This window comes from Motilimonas pumila (genome assembly GCF_003596335.1).
Taxonomy (GTDB): domain Bacteria; phylum Pseudomonadota; class Gammaproteobacteria; order Enterobacterales; family CBDFNC01; genus Motilimonas; species Motilimonas pumila.
The window spans coordinates 1-15007 of the sequence record NZ_QZCH01000037.1 but is presented as its reverse complement, the minus strand read 5'-3'; the positions used below and the strand labels follow the sequence as shown (position 1 = coordinate 15007).

At 45.5% G+C, this 15007-nt stretch carries 17 protein-coding genes; 16 read left to right on the top strand and 1 reads right to left on the bottom strand.

Annotated elements, in window-relative coordinates:
- Nucleotides 1–4 precede the first annotated feature (4 nt).
- From D1Z90_RS18620 to D1Z90_RS18545, 16 genes are all read left to right on the top strand, one after another.
- A complete protein-coding gene (locus D1Z90_RS18620; protein WP_119912307.1) occupies nt 5–412 on the top strand; it encodes a hypothetical protein in 408 nt (135 codons plus the stop codon).
- Entirely contained in the window at nt 381–2135 is a 1755-nt protein-coding gene (mobH, locus tag D1Z90_RS18615; protein WP_119912306.1) for a MobH family relaxase, read from the top strand. The genes D1Z90_RS18620 and mobH overlap by 32 nt, the downstream gene beginning before the upstream one ends.
- 236 nt (nt 2136–2371) lie before the next feature.
- Nucleotides 2372–3682, top strand: coding sequence for a hypothetical protein (locus D1Z90_RS18610; RefSeq protein ID WP_119912305.1), 1311 nt, complete (start codon nt 2372–2374; stop codon nt 3680–3682).
- Nucleotides 3672–4310, top strand: coding sequence for an STY4526/YPO1902 family pathogenicity island replication protein (locus D1Z90_RS18605; protein WP_119912304.1), 639 nt, complete (start codon nt 3672–3674; stop codon nt 4308–4310). Before D1Z90_RS18610 ends, D1Z90_RS18605 begins: the two co-directional genes overlap by 11 nt.
- Nucleotides 4279–5115, top strand: a complete 837-nt coding sequence (locus D1Z90_RS18600) for a PFL_4669 family integrating conjugative element protein (RefSeq protein WP_119912303.1) — start codon at nt 4279–4281, stop codon at nt 5113–5115. Before D1Z90_RS18605 ends, D1Z90_RS18600 begins: the two co-directional genes overlap by 32 nt.
- Nucleotides 5115–5570 (top strand): hypothetical protein, encoded by a 456-nt coding sequence (locus D1Z90_RS18595; RefSeq protein WP_119912302.1) that lies wholly within the window; start codon nt 5115–5117, stop codon nt 5568–5570. Before D1Z90_RS18600 ends, D1Z90_RS18595 begins: the two co-directional genes overlap by 1 nt.
- Nucleotides 5571–6068: 498 nt before the next feature.
- Nucleotides 6069–6482 (top strand): PFGI-1 class ICE element type IV pilus protein PilL2, encoded by a 414-nt coding sequence (gene pilL2, locus D1Z90_RS18590; RefSeq protein WP_119912301.1) that lies wholly within the window; start codon nt 6069–6071, stop codon nt 6480–6482.
- An 83-nt stretch (nt 6483–6565) separates the two neighbouring features.
- Nucleotides 6566–7261 carry a hypothetical protein gene (locus D1Z90_RS18585; protein ID WP_147378795.1) on the top strand — a complete coding sequence of 232 codons (696 nt, stop codon included), beginning with the start codon at nt 6566–6568 and terminating at the stop codon, nt 7259–7261.
- Nucleotides 7258–7491 (top strand): hypothetical protein, encoded by a 234-nt coding sequence (locus D1Z90_RS18580; protein ID WP_119912299.1) that lies wholly within the window; start codon nt 7258–7260, stop codon nt 7489–7491. The genes D1Z90_RS18585 and D1Z90_RS18580 overlap by 4 nt, the downstream gene beginning before the upstream one ends.
- Nucleotides 7491–8270 carry a TIGR03759 family integrating conjugative element protein gene (locus tag D1Z90_RS18575; protein ID WP_158587187.1) on the top strand — a complete coding sequence of 260 codons (780 nt, stop codon included), beginning with the start codon at nt 7491–7493 and terminating at the stop codon, nt 8268–8270. Before D1Z90_RS18580 ends, D1Z90_RS18575 begins: the two co-directional genes overlap by 1 nt.
- The gene (locus tag D1Z90_RS18570; protein ID WP_119912297.1) at nt 8254–8799 is read left to right on the top strand and encodes a lysozyme family protein; all 546 of its coding nucleotides are present in this window, start codon (nt 8254–8256) and stop codon (nt 8797–8799) included. The genes D1Z90_RS18575 and D1Z90_RS18570 overlap by 17 nt, the downstream gene beginning before the upstream one ends.
- Entirely contained in the window at nt 8796–9458 is a 663-nt protein-coding gene (locus D1Z90_RS18565) for a PFL_4695 family integrating conjugative element protein (RefSeq protein ID WP_158587186.1), read from the top strand. Before D1Z90_RS18570 ends, D1Z90_RS18565 begins: the two co-directional genes overlap by 4 nt.
- A complete protein-coding gene (gene traD / locus D1Z90_RS18560) occupies nt 9458–11677 on the top strand; it encodes a type IV conjugative transfer system coupling protein TraD (RefSeq protein WP_119912295.1) in 2220 nt (739 codons plus the stop codon). Before D1Z90_RS18565 ends, traD begins: the two co-directional genes overlap by 1 nt.
- Nucleotides 11674–12378, top strand: a complete 705-nt coding sequence (locus D1Z90_RS18555) for a TIGR03747 family integrating conjugative element membrane protein (protein ID WP_119912294.1) — start codon at nt 11674–11676, stop codon at nt 12376–12378. Before traD ends, D1Z90_RS18555 begins: the two co-directional genes overlap by 4 nt.
- Before the next feature lie 470 nt (nt 12379–12848).
- Nucleotides 12849–13655: an HIRAN domain-containing protein gene (locus D1Z90_RS18550; RefSeq protein WP_119912293.1), complete on the top strand. Its 807-nt coding sequence runs from the start codon at nt 12849–12851 to the stop codon at nt 13653–13655.
- Nucleotides 13656–14061: 406 nt separating this feature from the next.
- The gene (locus D1Z90_RS18545; RefSeq protein ID WP_119912292.1) at nt 14062–14679 is read left to right on the top strand and encodes an ankyrin repeat domain-containing protein; all 618 of its coding nucleotides are present in this window, start codon (nt 14062–14064) and stop codon (nt 14677–14679) included.
- Here the strand turns inward: D1Z90_RS18545 and D1Z90_RS18540 are convergent.
- Nucleotides 14661–15007, bottom strand: a 347-nt coding sequence (locus D1Z90_RS18540; protein ID WP_119911210.1) for an ISAs1 family transposase, incomplete at its 5' end; no start/stop codon positions are given. The genes D1Z90_RS18545 and D1Z90_RS18540 overlap by 19 nt on opposite strands.

Here is a 15007-nt window from a genome sequence, read left to right as displayed (position 1 = left end):
CCTTATGTGGAAAAAGATACTTGAACAAGACCGGCTTACTCAATGCATCTACCCAATAGACAAGATCTTATCCTTGTACTTGGGCACGGAGAGTTACGTTAATGCAAGTTACGCAATTGAGTTGAGCTTATTGGCCGCACTTAAAGAGCTACACGACAAAAGGCAGCTTACGCTTGAAACCTTAAAGACAGCGCTCCAAAATCTGCCCATTTTTACGGTGAGCTTTATCAGTAAAAGTGATTTAAGGAGCTGGGAGCCTTCGCTTGAGAGCTTCTCTGATTTTTCTTACAAGCGCGGGGTACTTCGCGTTGAATATTTTGCATACCCCGTTGTGGATGCCAATGCATTGATGAAATGCTTAAAACACGAGCAAACCAATCATGTTAAGCATATTTCAACTCAAAAACATTGAGCCAAGCTCGTTGTCAAACGAGGCTTGTTTTCAAGCACTGCCATACAAATGGCTGCCCGCGTCAGAGTTGATGTTGATAGACGATGGCAGACAACGTCTTTTAACCAGGGTAAAAGAGTCGGTCTCTATTACGCACCATCACTGGGAAACCCTTTATCTAAAGCTATTAAATAACTTTGCGGAATACGTTCAGCTCTTACCCGCGTCCGACTCAAATCATCACTCTTACCCTGGCGGACTGCTCGACCACTCCATGGAAGTCATGTTGTATTCACTCCGACTAAGAAGAAATGTGCTCTACCCTATTGGCGGCAAAGAAGACTTAATCTGCAAGAAATCAGATATTTTTACTTATGCTGTAGCGACCGCTTCATTGCTGCATGATGTGGGCAAGATCATCACAGACCAGATTGTTGCTTATCGGCAGGGGCAATGCAGCCACATCTGGATACCGGCCCTAAGCAAGCTCCCTTGCGATTGCACTTACACGTACAAGCATAATCCGGACAGTCGGCATAAGCTGCATCAACTTGCAGGCCTTCAACTTGCCAACCGACTGTTGCCCATTGAAGGGTATAAATGGCTGCACAGCGATCAACAAATATACTTAATGTGGACGCAGGCATTGGCCAGTGATCACGCCGCTGGCGTGATGCTTGATCTTATATCTAAAGCTGACGCAGAGTCGGTGAAAAAGAATTTAGGCTCTGATCTGAAAGTCTCTCGAAACCAAAACATTCAGCAGTCCCAAAAGGCAAATACCGTCTCACTGTTGGTCAGAAAAATGGTGGCGATTGTCAGGCAAGATTTGCAAAACGGTGACCTAAAGGTGAACTCACCAGGCGCCATCGCATGGGTAACAAAGGATGCCGTCTATTTAGTCAGTAAAAGAACGGCTGAGTACATTCAAAACAAGTTGTTTGCTGACCCCACTTTTGCAGACCAAACCCCAAAGAACCCCATTAAGATCATTAACCTTCTTGCTGAAAGTAATCAACTCTTGCTTGGGGATGCATCGGCTCCCATCATTCACCACCATGTGGTCGATGAAAAATCCAATAAATCGCCATGGCAGCAAACCCTCACGTTTATTGTGATACCACGGCTAACATTAGATCCCAACCACCTGTTGAACACCTTTTCCGGAACGATCACGCCCGTCAGCCCACTAGAGATAAAAGAAGAAGTATCTACAGCGCCCGATGCAGCCAGCGCACACAATAGACAGAGTGAAAGCAATCCGCTGCCTGTTCAAGCGAAAGACGAGGATTTAGCTCCAACAAGCAACTTATTACCGCTCGCACAACTGGACATGGAAGCCGAGTTCAATGCGTGGTTATCGAAAATGATTAAGCACAACCAGATCCGATACAACCAGCCTCATGCTCCGGTTCACGTCTTATCAAGAAAAGTGCTTTTGGTGACCCCGAGTATTTTCAAACAATTTGTCAGCGATAACACTGCACTCATACAACGGGTGGTTGAACTACAAAACTTGGATGAGCCCAAAGCCATCAAGCGAGTTCAACGCTCATACATTAATTCATCAAGCAAGAACCTATGTAAGGGGTGGTCCGGGGAAAATATGTTAACCGTGAAAATTGAAGGCGAACGAAAAAAATCCAAAATAACCGTTTTAGTGCTTAAGCACGGCAACGATATTTTTCAGGACCTTCCCAGAGATAATCAGGCGCTCTCATGGATAAATGAACCCATGATTTAGCAGGTTAATGACACAATATCTCTCAAACTGTTTTTATTATCGCATATGGATAATAAAAACATTTATTTCAATGGTTTAAATTTTTCCTTTTCAATTAATAACCTGCATTTTTTATCAAAAATCGACTTGTTTTGGTCGTTTTTTGACCTACCATTACTGTTATTAATGTTATTAGCGGTTTTATTTGAGTAATTGTTGATACCTAGGCAGTTATCCAGGCAATAGAAGGTTCTATTATGTTGGTTTGTCTAAAGAAATTGAATGTAGAGAGCATTCAACCCGATCCGGGAAATATCAGAAATAAAGAGAATAAGTCTTTTGATAAGATTTATGCTTCATTACAGGCTCACGGCTTCGATGGGGTACTAGAAGTTGTGCCTGTCGGCGACAGCTTTCAAGTTAAAAATGAAGGCAACACGCGCTTATCCATCCTTAAAGAGCTTTATCAAAATACGCAGGAAGACAAGTACGCCACTATCTTGTGCCTGATAAACTCCGCCAGCAGTGAAAGCAACCATATCATGCAGCTCATTAAAAATGAGGCCAGAGATGGGATCAGTTTTCATGACCGAGTACTGGCGATTGGCATTACCATTGATGCCTACCGCGCAAACCATGAAAAACTCACCGCCAAAACACTGTCTAAGCTGCTAGCAAAACAAGGCTATAAGCTCAGCGAAACCCTGTGTTATTGGACTCTTTACGCCTTTGATAATGTAAAAGACACGATGCCAAGGCTGTTCCAAACCATGGGGCGGCCCTCATTCGAACATCACTCGAAACTCTCACAAGCCTACGTTGCGTTCATGAACCTGGTCGGCGCTCAGCCCAATGACGAGTGTGCCATCAGGTCTTCGCTCGCAAAAGCTTGGTCACTGTACGACTTTTCATCCCTCTCCGCTTATAGCAACAAGCAGGCCTTAAGTTTCTTATCGGCCCATATCAAAGAGCAAGCATCTGAGCCGCTGCTAGAAGACGTCGATTTTATCAGTTTTTGTTTAAAAGAGATGATGAAGGCCAAGCTTCGCAATAGTGACATAACGTTATACGACTTGAGACATCGCTTTTACAAAGACCAAAGTGCAGACGTCAATCTGTCCGAGATAGTCAATCAGTTGTTTGAAAAAGTCAGTATTCAAAGCAGTGAGGCAAAGCCGGTATTGGGTATGCCACTGGGCACCATCATTACCATTCCTAGCACCAGGCTCGACAATCAAACCCAAGCTATCGTTTGGTTCTCGGTGGCTTCCCTTTTGAATATTACTGGCACACACCTCTATCACCAATCTAATGAAAAGCTCATTGAGCACATCCAGAAATTAGACCTTGCGGATGAGAGTTATCGCGCGCTTTCATCCTTGTGCTCTACCTACCCGGAATTTATCGATGAGCTGTCTGAACGGGTCTACCCGTCCTCTTCCACACTCATTGAACAATCACTGTTGATCCTATTAACGACGCCCTCAAGCGAGGAGTTTCTAGAGTCATTTAACTTTTTAATGTCAAAAACAAGGCAGTTTAAAAAGGAGGTTAATAATGGAAGATAGAGATATTTCAGCCTTATTGGCTTCAACACTCATCGAGTCATTAATGACCAGCGACAACCCTGATCTTATTTTTAAAAAACTTAAGAAAAGAGGCATGGGTAAATACCAACTCGATTGTGAAGAAGTCTCCGCACTGCTATCGAGCTTTAATAAGAATGAACTTTATAAAATATTCCAGTCCGTCATTTATGAAAAAACAGCGGAAGCCATGCCTTCCGAGATATTGAATCGATTAAAGTCAAAAGCGAAAGGGCAAAAATACATTTGTGATAGCCAAGCCATGTGCCTCGCTTTTTTAAAACGCGGGGCTGGAAATCCGCTCATGCTGAGATTATTCGGCATGGGCTGTAAAAGAGCGCAGAGAGAACGCCGTAGACTGGGAGTAAAACCCACCACAGGAAGGTACAAAAGCTTATCTGAAAAAGAAGAAAAAAGAGTTTTCTCTATCTACAAGAGCCTTAACACACAAACCGACATCAAAGAGAAAGTAATAAAGATTTATGACAAGACCAAAATAAATATCAACGTTATTTATTTAGCCGTTGAATATTACCAAGAGCAAGTGAAGTTAATCCAAATGAGAAAAGGTGAACGTTATGAGCGTAGAAATCGCATACCAAGATATTGATAACCACGAGGCGGTCAAAGTCGAAAGTAAGACTGACACTGAGCGTTTGGCTTCTGTCGTTGGCGCACTGAGATCAGATATCAGTATTCAAATTCAAACCAAGCAAGTGCATAAAGCTTGGCTGGGTAAGTCGCGTAATCAAGCCGAAGAAGAGCGCCAGGCAGCCCAAGAAAATGCGAAAAACATCCACTCGGTAATGGGGGTGCCTCGGTTCTTTCAACTGGTCACCGCCTTAGAAAACGCCGTCAAAAAAGATGACCCATTTGCAGATTATGTGTTTTACCAACTGCACAATGAAATCGATTCAGAGCGTGCGGAAGTCAATGAGCAGATTGACTCGCTGAATGAGTATATGAAAGACAAAATGCCCAGCGGCATCTCCCTTTCAAAAAACTACAGCGTCGACCCTGTGAGCGTCCCGTTAGCGATAAATACCCGGCTGGGTTTCTTGCTTGTTTATTTGGTGCTCGAGGTCGATGAGCTTATTCGGTTGATACTTCTGGCGAGTCACTGTGCGCTGCTTTCACCAAAAAACGCCTCAGATGCAACCTTTAAAGCCACAAAGCGCATTCGCCGCGCCATGAGCTTTGTCCATCGTTATAAATTCTCAGAAGTGACCCGTGATGATTTGGCGGCCAATAACGCGAGAGCGCAGGAAGCATTCAAACGGATGCCAGACATTGAACTGCCAGATGAATTCAAAGACGCCACGACACGCAGCGCATTGGCTCCAACCATTAACGCACGTCCAGACGCGTTAAATGTCGACAATGATAACTTCTTCAAAGCATCGGGGATCTGCTAATGAAAACCCAATTATCTCACTTACACTGTGAGAAAGTATCACATGATCGAAATGTCGATATCCAAGCTTCCCCTTTAATGATCCTTTTAAGTTTACCTTTTAAGGATAAGGTGCGAGGCAATCATGCAATGATTGTTGAGCGCGAACTCGACGCCCTCTGTAACAGCATGCGCCACTTGAAAGCCCGTTATGACATATCCTTCAAAGAAAACCTCACACCCCGATATCGCTTAGCGATACAGAAAACTCCCAAAGGCCTCTATCTTCGCTGGAGAGCAACAGGAAGAGGAGGCCGCTATACCTCCTACGAGAAGGCCATTAGGCAGCCTGGCGTCAGCACAGAGGCCATTCCGTTGATGAAAACCGCAGAGCCCATCCGTAGCGCACTCAATGAAAAAGCGCAGTTGCTGATGTGCGCCCTGAATATCCTACAAGGAAAATCAAAAATCGTCTGATTATCACAGTGTAATGAAATGGGCTCAGCCAATCACAGTGTAAAAATATCAGGACCCGTTTTATCACACTGTAATAATTTCAAGCTGTGTTTATCACAGTGTAAGTGCCCACAAACCCATTACACTGTAAAAATCCTGCCACTTTATCACAGTGTAATAACAGCGCCTCGCCCGAGGTGCTTTTTTTTGCCCCATTTTGACTAAACTTAAAAGGCTACCTCGTGTAGCAAAACAAACGCTAGCAGGGCGCTTCTCTCTGCTGTCATTTGTGCGAAATGTCGTGCCACTGCGCCACAAGGTTAGATGGCATGATAAACCTACGATTCAAAATGACGCGGTGAACTCCAAGCCCAATTCACACGTCAATCTCTAATGGCGGCCGAGCAGTTGGGCCGCCAAACCTATCCCTGAAATCTTCCAAGCGACCAGCTTTTCCATGGATTAATTGCGCCGTTTAAATTCCAATGAAATCTGGCACACGACCCTTGGACACGCCATATGAACAAAATCAATCTACTCGCATTGGCTTGTTTGCTTTCTGGCCCATCAGTGGCCGCAGATGTGAAAGTAAACCGGTACGCGTTGGTGAACGACGACGTATCTTACGCCCAAAAGTACCCCCTCGAGACAGTTATCGACATCAAAATCCCGTCGCGTATCAACAGCGTCAAAGGCGCCATTGAATACGTCTTGCTGCGCAGTGGTTACACATTACTGCCGGCCCATCTGTCGCACCCAGATTTCACTGTCACCTTAAAAAAACCGCTGCCTCAAGTGCACCGAAGAATGAAAATGGTCTCCATCAAAAACGCCATTAAATCGCTGGCAGGTGAGCCCTATGTGTTAATTGTCGATCCCGTCACCCGGCAAGTGACCTTCAACAGCCAATTTAAACATGGGGGCCGACAATGAAATCGCCCCATATTATCTTGGCTTCAAGCCTGGCCTTTTTTATCGGCGCCGCGGCCCTGCTCTCTTATTTCTTGCTGACAGCAATGAACGAAATAAAAACCCAAGAGAGCGTCATCGCAAACTACCATAAGGATATAAATAAATTAAAAACGAATTTTACAAAGCTTTCAAAAACTTTACTGGATATAAAAACAAAACCTGCCCCAAACTCTCACAATGAATTTAAAAAAGGCATCAATAAAAATAGCTCTGACATTGATATTTTATTTTCGAGCTTAAAATCCACAAATGAAAAAATAAATTCACTTTCACAAAGCCAAGACAAAATTACTCACGAGATAGAAAGCTTATCATCAAGAGTATTTAATGTTTCAGGTGATAGCGTTTTCTCTAAATCTAAAATAGAAAGAATGATAAAAGACGAAGTCGACAGCCACATCAATCAAGTCACACTCGCCATTAATAGAAATCGCAAAGAGATTACGCTAAGAAACGCTATCAATAAAACGTCGGCAATCAATAAATCTTCAATTAAACCCTCCCCCAAAAAAGGCGCGCTAAAAAATAACTATCAGCCCAGCGTATCTGAGTTTCAACAGTATCATTTTGTCTCCGTGGATTTATGGGGCAGCCAAACATTGGCCACATTGAGCAAACAAGGAAAATATTATTATTTCGATATCGATGACCAACTCAACGGCTATCAATTTAAATCCATCAATTTTCATCAGCAGCAAGTCGTATTAGAAAAAGCCGGCAAAACGGTGGTGCTCAAATGAAACATTGCATCGTTTTACTCATCATCATGGTCAGCGTCTCTTGCGCCGCGCCGACGCCCAATCAGCACACGTCTCCTGCTCACCCCATTAAGCCCTGCGTCTATGCCGATGTCGTCACCGCGCAAGGCATCGTTTACGCCGACTTATCAAAAGGCATCGCAAAGGCCCAATTTTACGATCGCCATTTCCGCGCCTGTACGCCAGAGATATACGCGGATAAGGGGGCATGATGAACAGACACTTCATGACCCTATTGGCATGCTCATTATCGTTGCCGACATGGGCAGCAGACGTCACCCGTACCGACACCAACCCAGTGCAGCGTCAGTCACTCACGCACACGTCTACGGCCACCAGCACCGAGCATACCCAAACACAAGCCAAACAACTGGGCTTGACGCAGCGCGACATCATTAAAGCGAAAAACTGGGGACTCACGTTAGCGCAATGGAGCCGGTACAAATCCCTGATGGCCTACTCGCCGCGGGGCACTTGGTCAAAAGACATCGATCCCATCACGGCACTGGGCGTCTCCGCCGACACAGAGCAAGAGCGCGAGCATTATGCCAGGCTCTTACTCAAGATAGAGGCGCAAAGAATTGCCAAAGAAGTGGCGTTTGAAAACACCCGTAAACGCATTGCCCAGCAAATGTTTAAAGACCAGCCTATCGTGCGCCTGCCAAGGCCATCCAAAAAACCGGCCTTCACCGACTATGTCGCCTTATTCGCCGCCCGCACCTGCCCGAAAAGCTGTCAAACGTTTTTACGTGGCGCCATCGAGAGCACGCCAGCTTACGCCAAGATAGATCTGTATATCGTGGGCGCCACCCAAGAGTCACACATTCACCAATGGGTGACCCAATTGGCCATTAACCCAGCACTGATTGCCCAAGGGCGCATCACGGTCAATTACGACGCAGGCAAAGCCCAACAGTTAAAGCTCAAAAGTCTGCCGGCGCGTTTAGTCGTCAGCCACAAGGGGGAAATCAAAGATGAAACGTATCACTGATCTGATGGTCGTCGGCTGCTTACTCTACTGCGCCGGCGCACACAGCAACTCACTGCCCTTGGCCTATCACCAAGCGGCGCAATTGCATAACGTACCGCCACTGCTACTGCTCGCCATTTCCCACCAAGAGTCCAATGCCAAACTAAAAAGTAAACGTGTCACCCCATGGCCGTGGACCATCAACCATCGCGGAAAGCCTTATTATTTTATTTCCTATGAAGACGCGGTATCCGCCTGCCAGAAACTCCATGACGCCGGCGACTGGATGTTCGATGTCGGCTTTAACCAAGTCAACTGGTATTGGAACGGCGCCAGGTTCAATTACGATTGCCGCGCCGCCTTTGTGCCTAAACAAAATCTACTCGTCTCTGCCGCCATCTTACGCGAAGCACGAAACCGCTCATCATCATGGCAAGAAGCCGTTGGCCGCTACCACAGCCCTTCCAATAAAATCAGAGCGCAAAACTACAGCCGCTCTGTGTTTCGTCATCAGCAGCGCATTGCCAAACAATGGGACGTGGTGCCATGAAAACACTTTGGATAATTGCAGCTCTGACTTGTCTGCCAAGCGCGAATGCTGCCGAAAAGGCTACCGAACACGCACGTACTCAAAATGTGGCCAGCCAGCACACTACCATTGCGCGCATGTCACCGGAAAAAGCCCGCGCACTGGCTGAAAAAATGCTGCGCCTTCACAAAGGCAAAACCGTGGTGATCTACGACAGTGGCCACACCCTTCCTATCGAGCGCATCAGTAAAACCATCGATCGCCGGGCCATTGAAAAAAGCTTCATGACATCGCTTGCGCGTTTAAAGAATCTGAAATTTGATGGGAGCCAATTAACCCAGCGGTTAGTGAGCTACTTTCCCTACCAAAGCACGTCCCTGAAGGTGGGCATATTACCCAATCGCGTTTACCCTAAGCCACTGCCGCATTTGCAGTACCCGGTCGCCATTATCGGCTCAGATCTGTTTTCACTGAACTGGCTCACGCTCAATGCCAAAGAGCTTTCGCGGGTGGGCGCCGCCGTTGTGGTCGCCCAAGCAGACACTTACCACAATATTCAATATATCCAGCAGCAACTGCCTCACGCGTTAGTCGTGCCGGCAAAAGCGGATTTTTTAGCCACAGAGTTTGGTTTAACCGTGTACCCAGTACTACTCACTCAACAAGGGGCATACCAATAATGGCTAACCAAGACTACCCATTGGAAGCCATGCTGCGCCCACCGGTGGAGCTGTATTCCTCATTATGCGCGGGCGCTGCCGCGTCATTGTGCTTCATGGCGCCCCATACCATCTTGATGTCGCCACAGGTCGGCTATGGCTGTTCCGCGGTATTGGCTAGTTTTGCCTGTTATCGGCTGCAACAAGCCCATCAGGTACTGCGATACCAACGTAACCTAAAAAGACTCAGCGCCTTTACCATCACCACTAATCGTATCCCCGCGTCATCACGCAGGCTCTGGCTCGGTCAAGGCTTCGAATGGCGACAAAAGCACACCCAACGATTATGGGATTGTAAAACGGTCCATGCCGAGCAATACATACGGCCAAGTCGCGGCTACTGCCTAGCCCGAGAAATAGAGCGCCGGGCAGAGCGCCAACCTTGGTGGCAGCCACTGGCTTATCTGACCCATCTGGATACACGGCTCAATCCATTCAGGCCCCTGCCCCCATTGGGCGGCTCAACCATATTGCATGGCGTAGAGCTGCGCGAGCATGACCAAACCTTAGAGCTAGAAAATCGCTCAGGACACGTGTGCGTTTATGGCACTACGCGCTGCGGAAAATCCAGACTGGCGGAGATATTGATTTCACAAGATATCATCAGGGGGGACGGTTGCGTGGTCTGTATCGACCCCAAAGGCGATGCCGGCATTCTTAAGCGCATGTACGCCCAAGCCAAAGCGTGTGGCAAAGAAGACGAATTTTATGTCCTGCATTTAGGTTTTCCGGATATTTCGGCCAGATACAACGGCGTGGGCCAGTTTTCGCGTATTTCAGAAGTGGCCAGTCGCATCAGTAACCAACTGGCAGCCGAAGGCAATAGCGCGGCATTTAAGGAATTCGCGTGGCGATTCATTAATATTGTGGCCAGAGCCTTGGTGGAACTGGGAAAAAAGCCTTGTTATGAGCTCATCCTTAAATACATTCTGGATATTGAGCCTTTGTTCATTGATTACGCGGAGATCTACCTCGCCAGACAAGGCGCCAAAGCCCAAGGGTGGCAAGCGGTCATTTCAAACAAAGAGCGCAGCATGAAGTCGGTACCGCCTAACATGCGCGGCCGAGCCAAACGTACCTGCGCATTGGAAATCTACTTTTCAGAGCAAGACATCTTTGATCCCGTGATTAACGGCCTGCGCTCAGCGGTGCGATATGATAAAACGTACTTTGATAAACTCACCGCTTCACTGCTACCGCTTCTAGAAAAGCTCACCTCAGGACGCCTCGCAGAGCTCATCAGTCCCGATTACTTAGATCTCAATGATGAGCGCCCTATCATTGACTGGCTCTCCATCATTCGCAAAAAATCCATTGTGTACATTGGCCTTGATGCCATGACCGACGGCGACGTGGCACAAGGGTTTGGCAACTCGATGTTTGCCGATCTGGTGTCCACAGCAGGTTACCTCTACAAGCATGGGGTGGAGGAAGGCTTGTATGGCGGAGAAGATAATAAGCTGCCCAAAGTCTATCTGCACGCAGAAGAGTTTAACGAACTATCGGGTGATGAGTTTGTGCCTTTGCTAAACAAAGGCGGCGCCGCAGGCATTGACGTAGTGGCTTATACCCAAACCAAATCCGATGTTGAAGCCCGTATGGGCAACCTGGCTAAAGCCAAACAAATCGAGGGTAACTTTAACACCATCATCATGATGCGGGTAAAATCAGCCGAAACGGCGGAAATTCTGACCAGTCAACTGCCCACGGTCAGCATCAACCAATCTACTCAGGTATCAGGCGTCAATGACAGCTCAACCCCTGGCGACAGTGTGCATTTTACGTCGAGAAACGAAGATCGCATCTCGACCATCAACGTCCCCATGTTAGAGCCCAGTAACATCATTAACCTGCCCAAAGGCCAAGCCTTTGCCTTAGTAGAAGGTGGACGACTGCTAAAACTGCGCTTTCCGCTTTTAAAAGAAGTCGATACACAGCTACCAGAGAGTTTAAAAACCATGACCACGGCCATGGCTGCCAATTACAAAACCTCAGAAGGCTGGTGGAATGATTTGGTCTCAAGCGCGCAGCACTACGATCCGTTTGCGCAGCACCAGACAGAACCTGCGCATTCGTCCACTGATGAGTCACAAAACGAAGCGGAAACGGAATCCGTGGATTTTGAGGCGCTGTTTGAGCAAAACGCCCTGCACGTTAACCAAGAAGGTGAGCCCGAATGAGCTATCAAGCCGTACAAGAAAAAGCCGTCAGAAAAACACCTTTGATAATCGCATTGCCGCTGATTCTCATCGCCTCCATCTTCTTTTCGATACTGATAGAGTGGCTAGGCATCATGTTTATTTGGGAGGCGCAAGGCAGTCAACATGCTTACAATATGATGATAAACGAGTATCGCTACCTCAATGATGATTTTAAAACTGGGGGACGATACAGCCCTTTTGAATTCGCCAAGCTCAGCTTATCACTGCTTCACGAGTATGGGGTCAACCACAAGGACATAATGCGCATTGAAACATGGGTGAGGAGTCAGGAGCCTTCATCCAGCGCCCTGACACAACAACTGAAATTAGGGCTGCAGGCCTGTTTAGAGTACATTAAAGCCGCGTTTTATACACTGCAGACCTTTTTAATGCGCTTCTCATTGCTGCTCTTTTCACTGCCGGCTGTACTGCTTTTTTCATTGGTGGGTATTGTAGATGGCCTAGTCAGACGGGACATCCGAAAGTGGTCCGGAGGCAGGGAGTCTGGGCTACTGTATCACACCAGTAAAAAGCTCATTCTGCCCAGCGTCGCCCTATCATGGGTGGTATACCTATCTTTACCCTTCTCGATTCATCCTAACTTCATCGTCATCCCAGGCGCAATCGCAACAGCCATGTTGTTTGCGACATCAGCAGGGGCGTTTAAGAAATATTTGTAACCTTATAAGCACTATCAATTTTCACACTAAATTAAATAAACGATTAACCAGAGTTAGATGATTTCATTTAATAGATAGGAATAATTGATACTAAAAAGCATAAAATCAAAAAATAGCCGCAAACAAAAATCACAAGAACATTAAAAAATATAAAACAAAACACTGTGGATCACATAAAGTGAAGATTCATATACAACTTCGTTAGTTCAAACAATATCATTCAATAAGAAATACCTCAAAGGAGGTAAAACCGAGGAAGAAGCTCTCTCGTTTTCGCGAATAAAAAAATCCTATTCGCTGCCGGCATTGAGGGTGTAATAAAAAACCTAACCCGAGAATCCGGAAAGAATAGATAACATTCTAAAATCCTCTCGGATTAATTAATAATAAAAACCAACCTCTTTGGTTTAACCTGTGTTTTCTAAGTGAGAAATCACGAAAATATAGCTATCTAATCAGGAAGCAAAAAAATGCTAACATTCATTTTAATTCTATTTTCTTTTTGGTGCTTTTTTAAAATTGCCGACCTAATCGCAAAGACAGGAGAAAATAATACAAAGACAACGCATAAAAATGAAGAAGAAACGGGTGTTAGCTTAAACTCAATAGTTAATGAGAACGGTATTTCCTACCAAGCTAGGAAAGTACAGGTAGTTGGCGTGAGTTATTCTAATAACACAGGTCCCTCTAGACAAACCTGTATTGCAAGACTCAAGAGCTGTGATGATGTATGGCTTGAAGCAGAGCCTGATAATAAGTACGATAAGAATGCGATAAAAGTAATGTCTGTACATGGCCAACTAGGTTACTTGCCCAAGGCAATAGCAGCGACAATTTCATCTAGTTTATTAAACTCTATTGTCGTTGAATTTCTATCGAAAGGGACCTCTAACAAGAATTATTGGGGGTGCTCGGTCACACTAAAAATTCCTTTAACTCCTTCTGAAACGCCTTCACCGCAGAGAGTAAAAAAACAAAGTACTGGCTTCAACAAAGAAGCTTCTATACAAGCTGCAATGAAAAACTTGTTAAACAACCATCAACTACATCAAATTCTCGACAATTCAAGTCGATTAAATTTATCAGAAAAAGAAGCATCCATTTTTAGAGAAGCACTAAGTAACGCTAGTCCTGCACCCTCAGCACCACCAAGTAAAATAGATAGGCCAGCACCCCCTATGGATTTCAATTATTATTATGATGAAAGCTATTATTACGAAGATCCTTATGAATCTGACCCGAAATACAAGGATGAATATACTAGGAATCCAAGATAGCTTTTTTTTGGTTATGGCGAAGGGCTAGATCCCTTCAGATACTAAATGGTAAAGAGGGATATTTCACAGAGTGGCACCCGTTCGAAAAAGTTAGACGTTTTATTGCTGTAGAGTACGCTAATAATGCCTCAAAACCAGAACTTAACTTTCAGCAACCTAACTGCAAGTTGAAGCAACATTGAGCTATTTAGAAAACCACTTAGCCGGACGGTTTTATGACCGAAGGACTTTCTATTCAGCTTAGTGTAATCTTTGCATTTTTCTATTGAGACACATTCAGTAAAGGTTAAGCCTACTTTTGGTACAGTTTCTCAAACAAAAATTAGAGTCAAGTACGACAAAGAAAAATGGTTGTCAGAAGGGAAAGGCTCTCATTTACATACACTAATAGCTCTAGGATAAATTGATGAGTGAACAACTTTTACATGCCCTTAGTTCAGGTGACATGCAAACATGCCTTTCGATTTTTGGTCAAAACCCAGAGCTAGTAAGCCATATTTTTCAAGACGAGCATGCAACCCCATTCGAATTGGCGTTGAGCTATGGTTTTTCTCAATTAGCCCAATCGATTATGGAAGTGCCAAACTTCGACATTAATCAGCAAGGTCATAACCCCCTAAGGCTCGCCATCGACTTGGGCTACCTAGATATTGCGAAACAGCTTCTAGAAAGCGGCGCCAATCCCAATTATCGCCCAAAGCAGATGAGTAGTGCTTTATTACTTTGCTTGGATAATGAGTATTTCGATTTAGCGGAGTTAATGGTTCAAAAAGGGGCCGAAGTTAATATTCGTAACGAAAAAGGTTGGACACCGCTTATCTGGGCATCAATGAAAGGTCGAGTAAAAGTCGTTGATTTCTTGATAAAACACGGAGCTTTAATTGATATTTGCAACAATGACGGATGGAATGCTGTTACTGGTGCTTATTTTAAGCAACGCTTAGAAATTGTAGACAAGTTGCTGGCTCAAGGGGCGGTATTTAGTCAGGGCAACCGCATGAATGCTCATATTTCAATCAGCTGACTCAATCCCGCATGTAACACGCCTTCGAGGAAGCTTGTTTTCATCCATGCTCGCTTTTGTTTGGCGGGGATACTTCCCTTTGAGGGCTCCGCTCTTAGCATATTAAGTGATAATTGGCGCAACATCGCCCAGTTCTCTGCAGCGTGATTTTGATAAATTTGGCACTTGTCTTCGTTCATGCTGACATCTAATACCCAGTGCAGACTATTCTCTATCCCCCAGTGAGCCCGAACGGCGCGAGCCAGTGACATCTCATCAAGAGCTGCGGAGCTGATGTAATAGCGATATGTCAGCTCGATTTCTTTCCCTTTCGCCTGCCTGAAGTTCA

What these genes read in the sequence shown, in the direction of transcription:
- D1Z90_RS18620 (WP_119912307.1), top strand. Translation starts at nt 5, where the DNA reads ATGTGGAAAAAGATACTTGAACAAGACCGGCTTACTCAATGCATCTAC.
- mobH (WP_119912306.1), top strand. Translation starts at nt 381, where the DNA reads ATGTTAAGCATATTTCAACTCAAAAACATTGAGCCAAGCTCGTTGTCA.
- D1Z90_RS18610 (WP_119912305.1), top strand. Translation starts at nt 2,372, where the DNA reads ATGTTGGTTTGTCTAAAGAAATTGAATGTAGAGAGCATTCAACCCGAT.
- D1Z90_RS18605 (WP_119912304.1), top strand. Translation starts at nt 3,672, where the DNA reads ATGGAAGATAGAGATATTTCAGCCTTATTGGCTTCAACACTCATCGAG.
- D1Z90_RS18600 (WP_119912303.1), top strand. Translation starts at nt 4,279, where the DNA reads ATGAGCGTAGAAATCGCATACCAAGATATTGATAACCACGAGGCGGTC.
- D1Z90_RS18595 (WP_119912302.1), top strand. Translation starts at nt 5,115, where the DNA reads ATGAAAACCCAATTATCTCACTTACACTGTGAGAAAGTATCACATGAT.
- pilL2 (WP_119912301.1), top strand. Translation starts at nt 6,069, where the DNA reads ATGAACAAAATCAATCTACTCGCATTGGCTTGTTTGCTTTCTGGCCCA.
- D1Z90_RS18585 (WP_147378795.1), top strand. Translation starts at nt 6,566, where the DNA reads ATGAACGAAATAAAAACCCAAGAGAGCGTCATCGCAAACTACCATAAG.
- D1Z90_RS18580 (WP_119912299.1), top strand. Translation starts at nt 7,258, where the DNA reads ATGAAACATTGCATCGTTTTACTCATCATCATGGTCAGCGTCTCTTGC.
- D1Z90_RS18575 (WP_158587187.1), top strand. Translation starts at nt 7,491, where the DNA reads ATGAACAGACACTTCATGACCCTATTGGCATGCTCATTATCGTTGCCG.
- D1Z90_RS18570 (WP_119912297.1), top strand. Translation starts at nt 8,254, where the DNA reads ATGAAACGTATCACTGATCTGATGGTCGTCGGCTGCTTACTCTACTGC.
- D1Z90_RS18565 (WP_158587186.1), top strand. Translation starts at nt 8,796, where the DNA reads ATGAAAACACTTTGGATAATTGCAGCTCTGACTTGTCTGCCAAGCGCG.
- traD (WP_119912295.1), top strand. Translation starts at nt 9,458, where the DNA reads ATGGCTAACCAAGACTACCCATTGGAAGCCATGCTGCGCCCACCGGTG.
- D1Z90_RS18555 (WP_119912294.1), top strand. Translation starts at nt 11,674, where the DNA reads ATGAGCTATCAAGCCGTACAAGAAAAAGCCGTCAGAAAAACACCTTTG.
- D1Z90_RS18550 (WP_119912293.1), top strand. Translation starts at nt 12,849, where the DNA reads ATGCTAACATTCATTTTAATTCTATTTTCTTTTTGGTGCTTTTTTAAA.
- D1Z90_RS18545 (WP_119912292.1), top strand. Translation starts at nt 14,062, where the DNA reads ATGAGTGAACAACTTTTACATGCCCTTAGTTCAGGTGACATGCAAACA.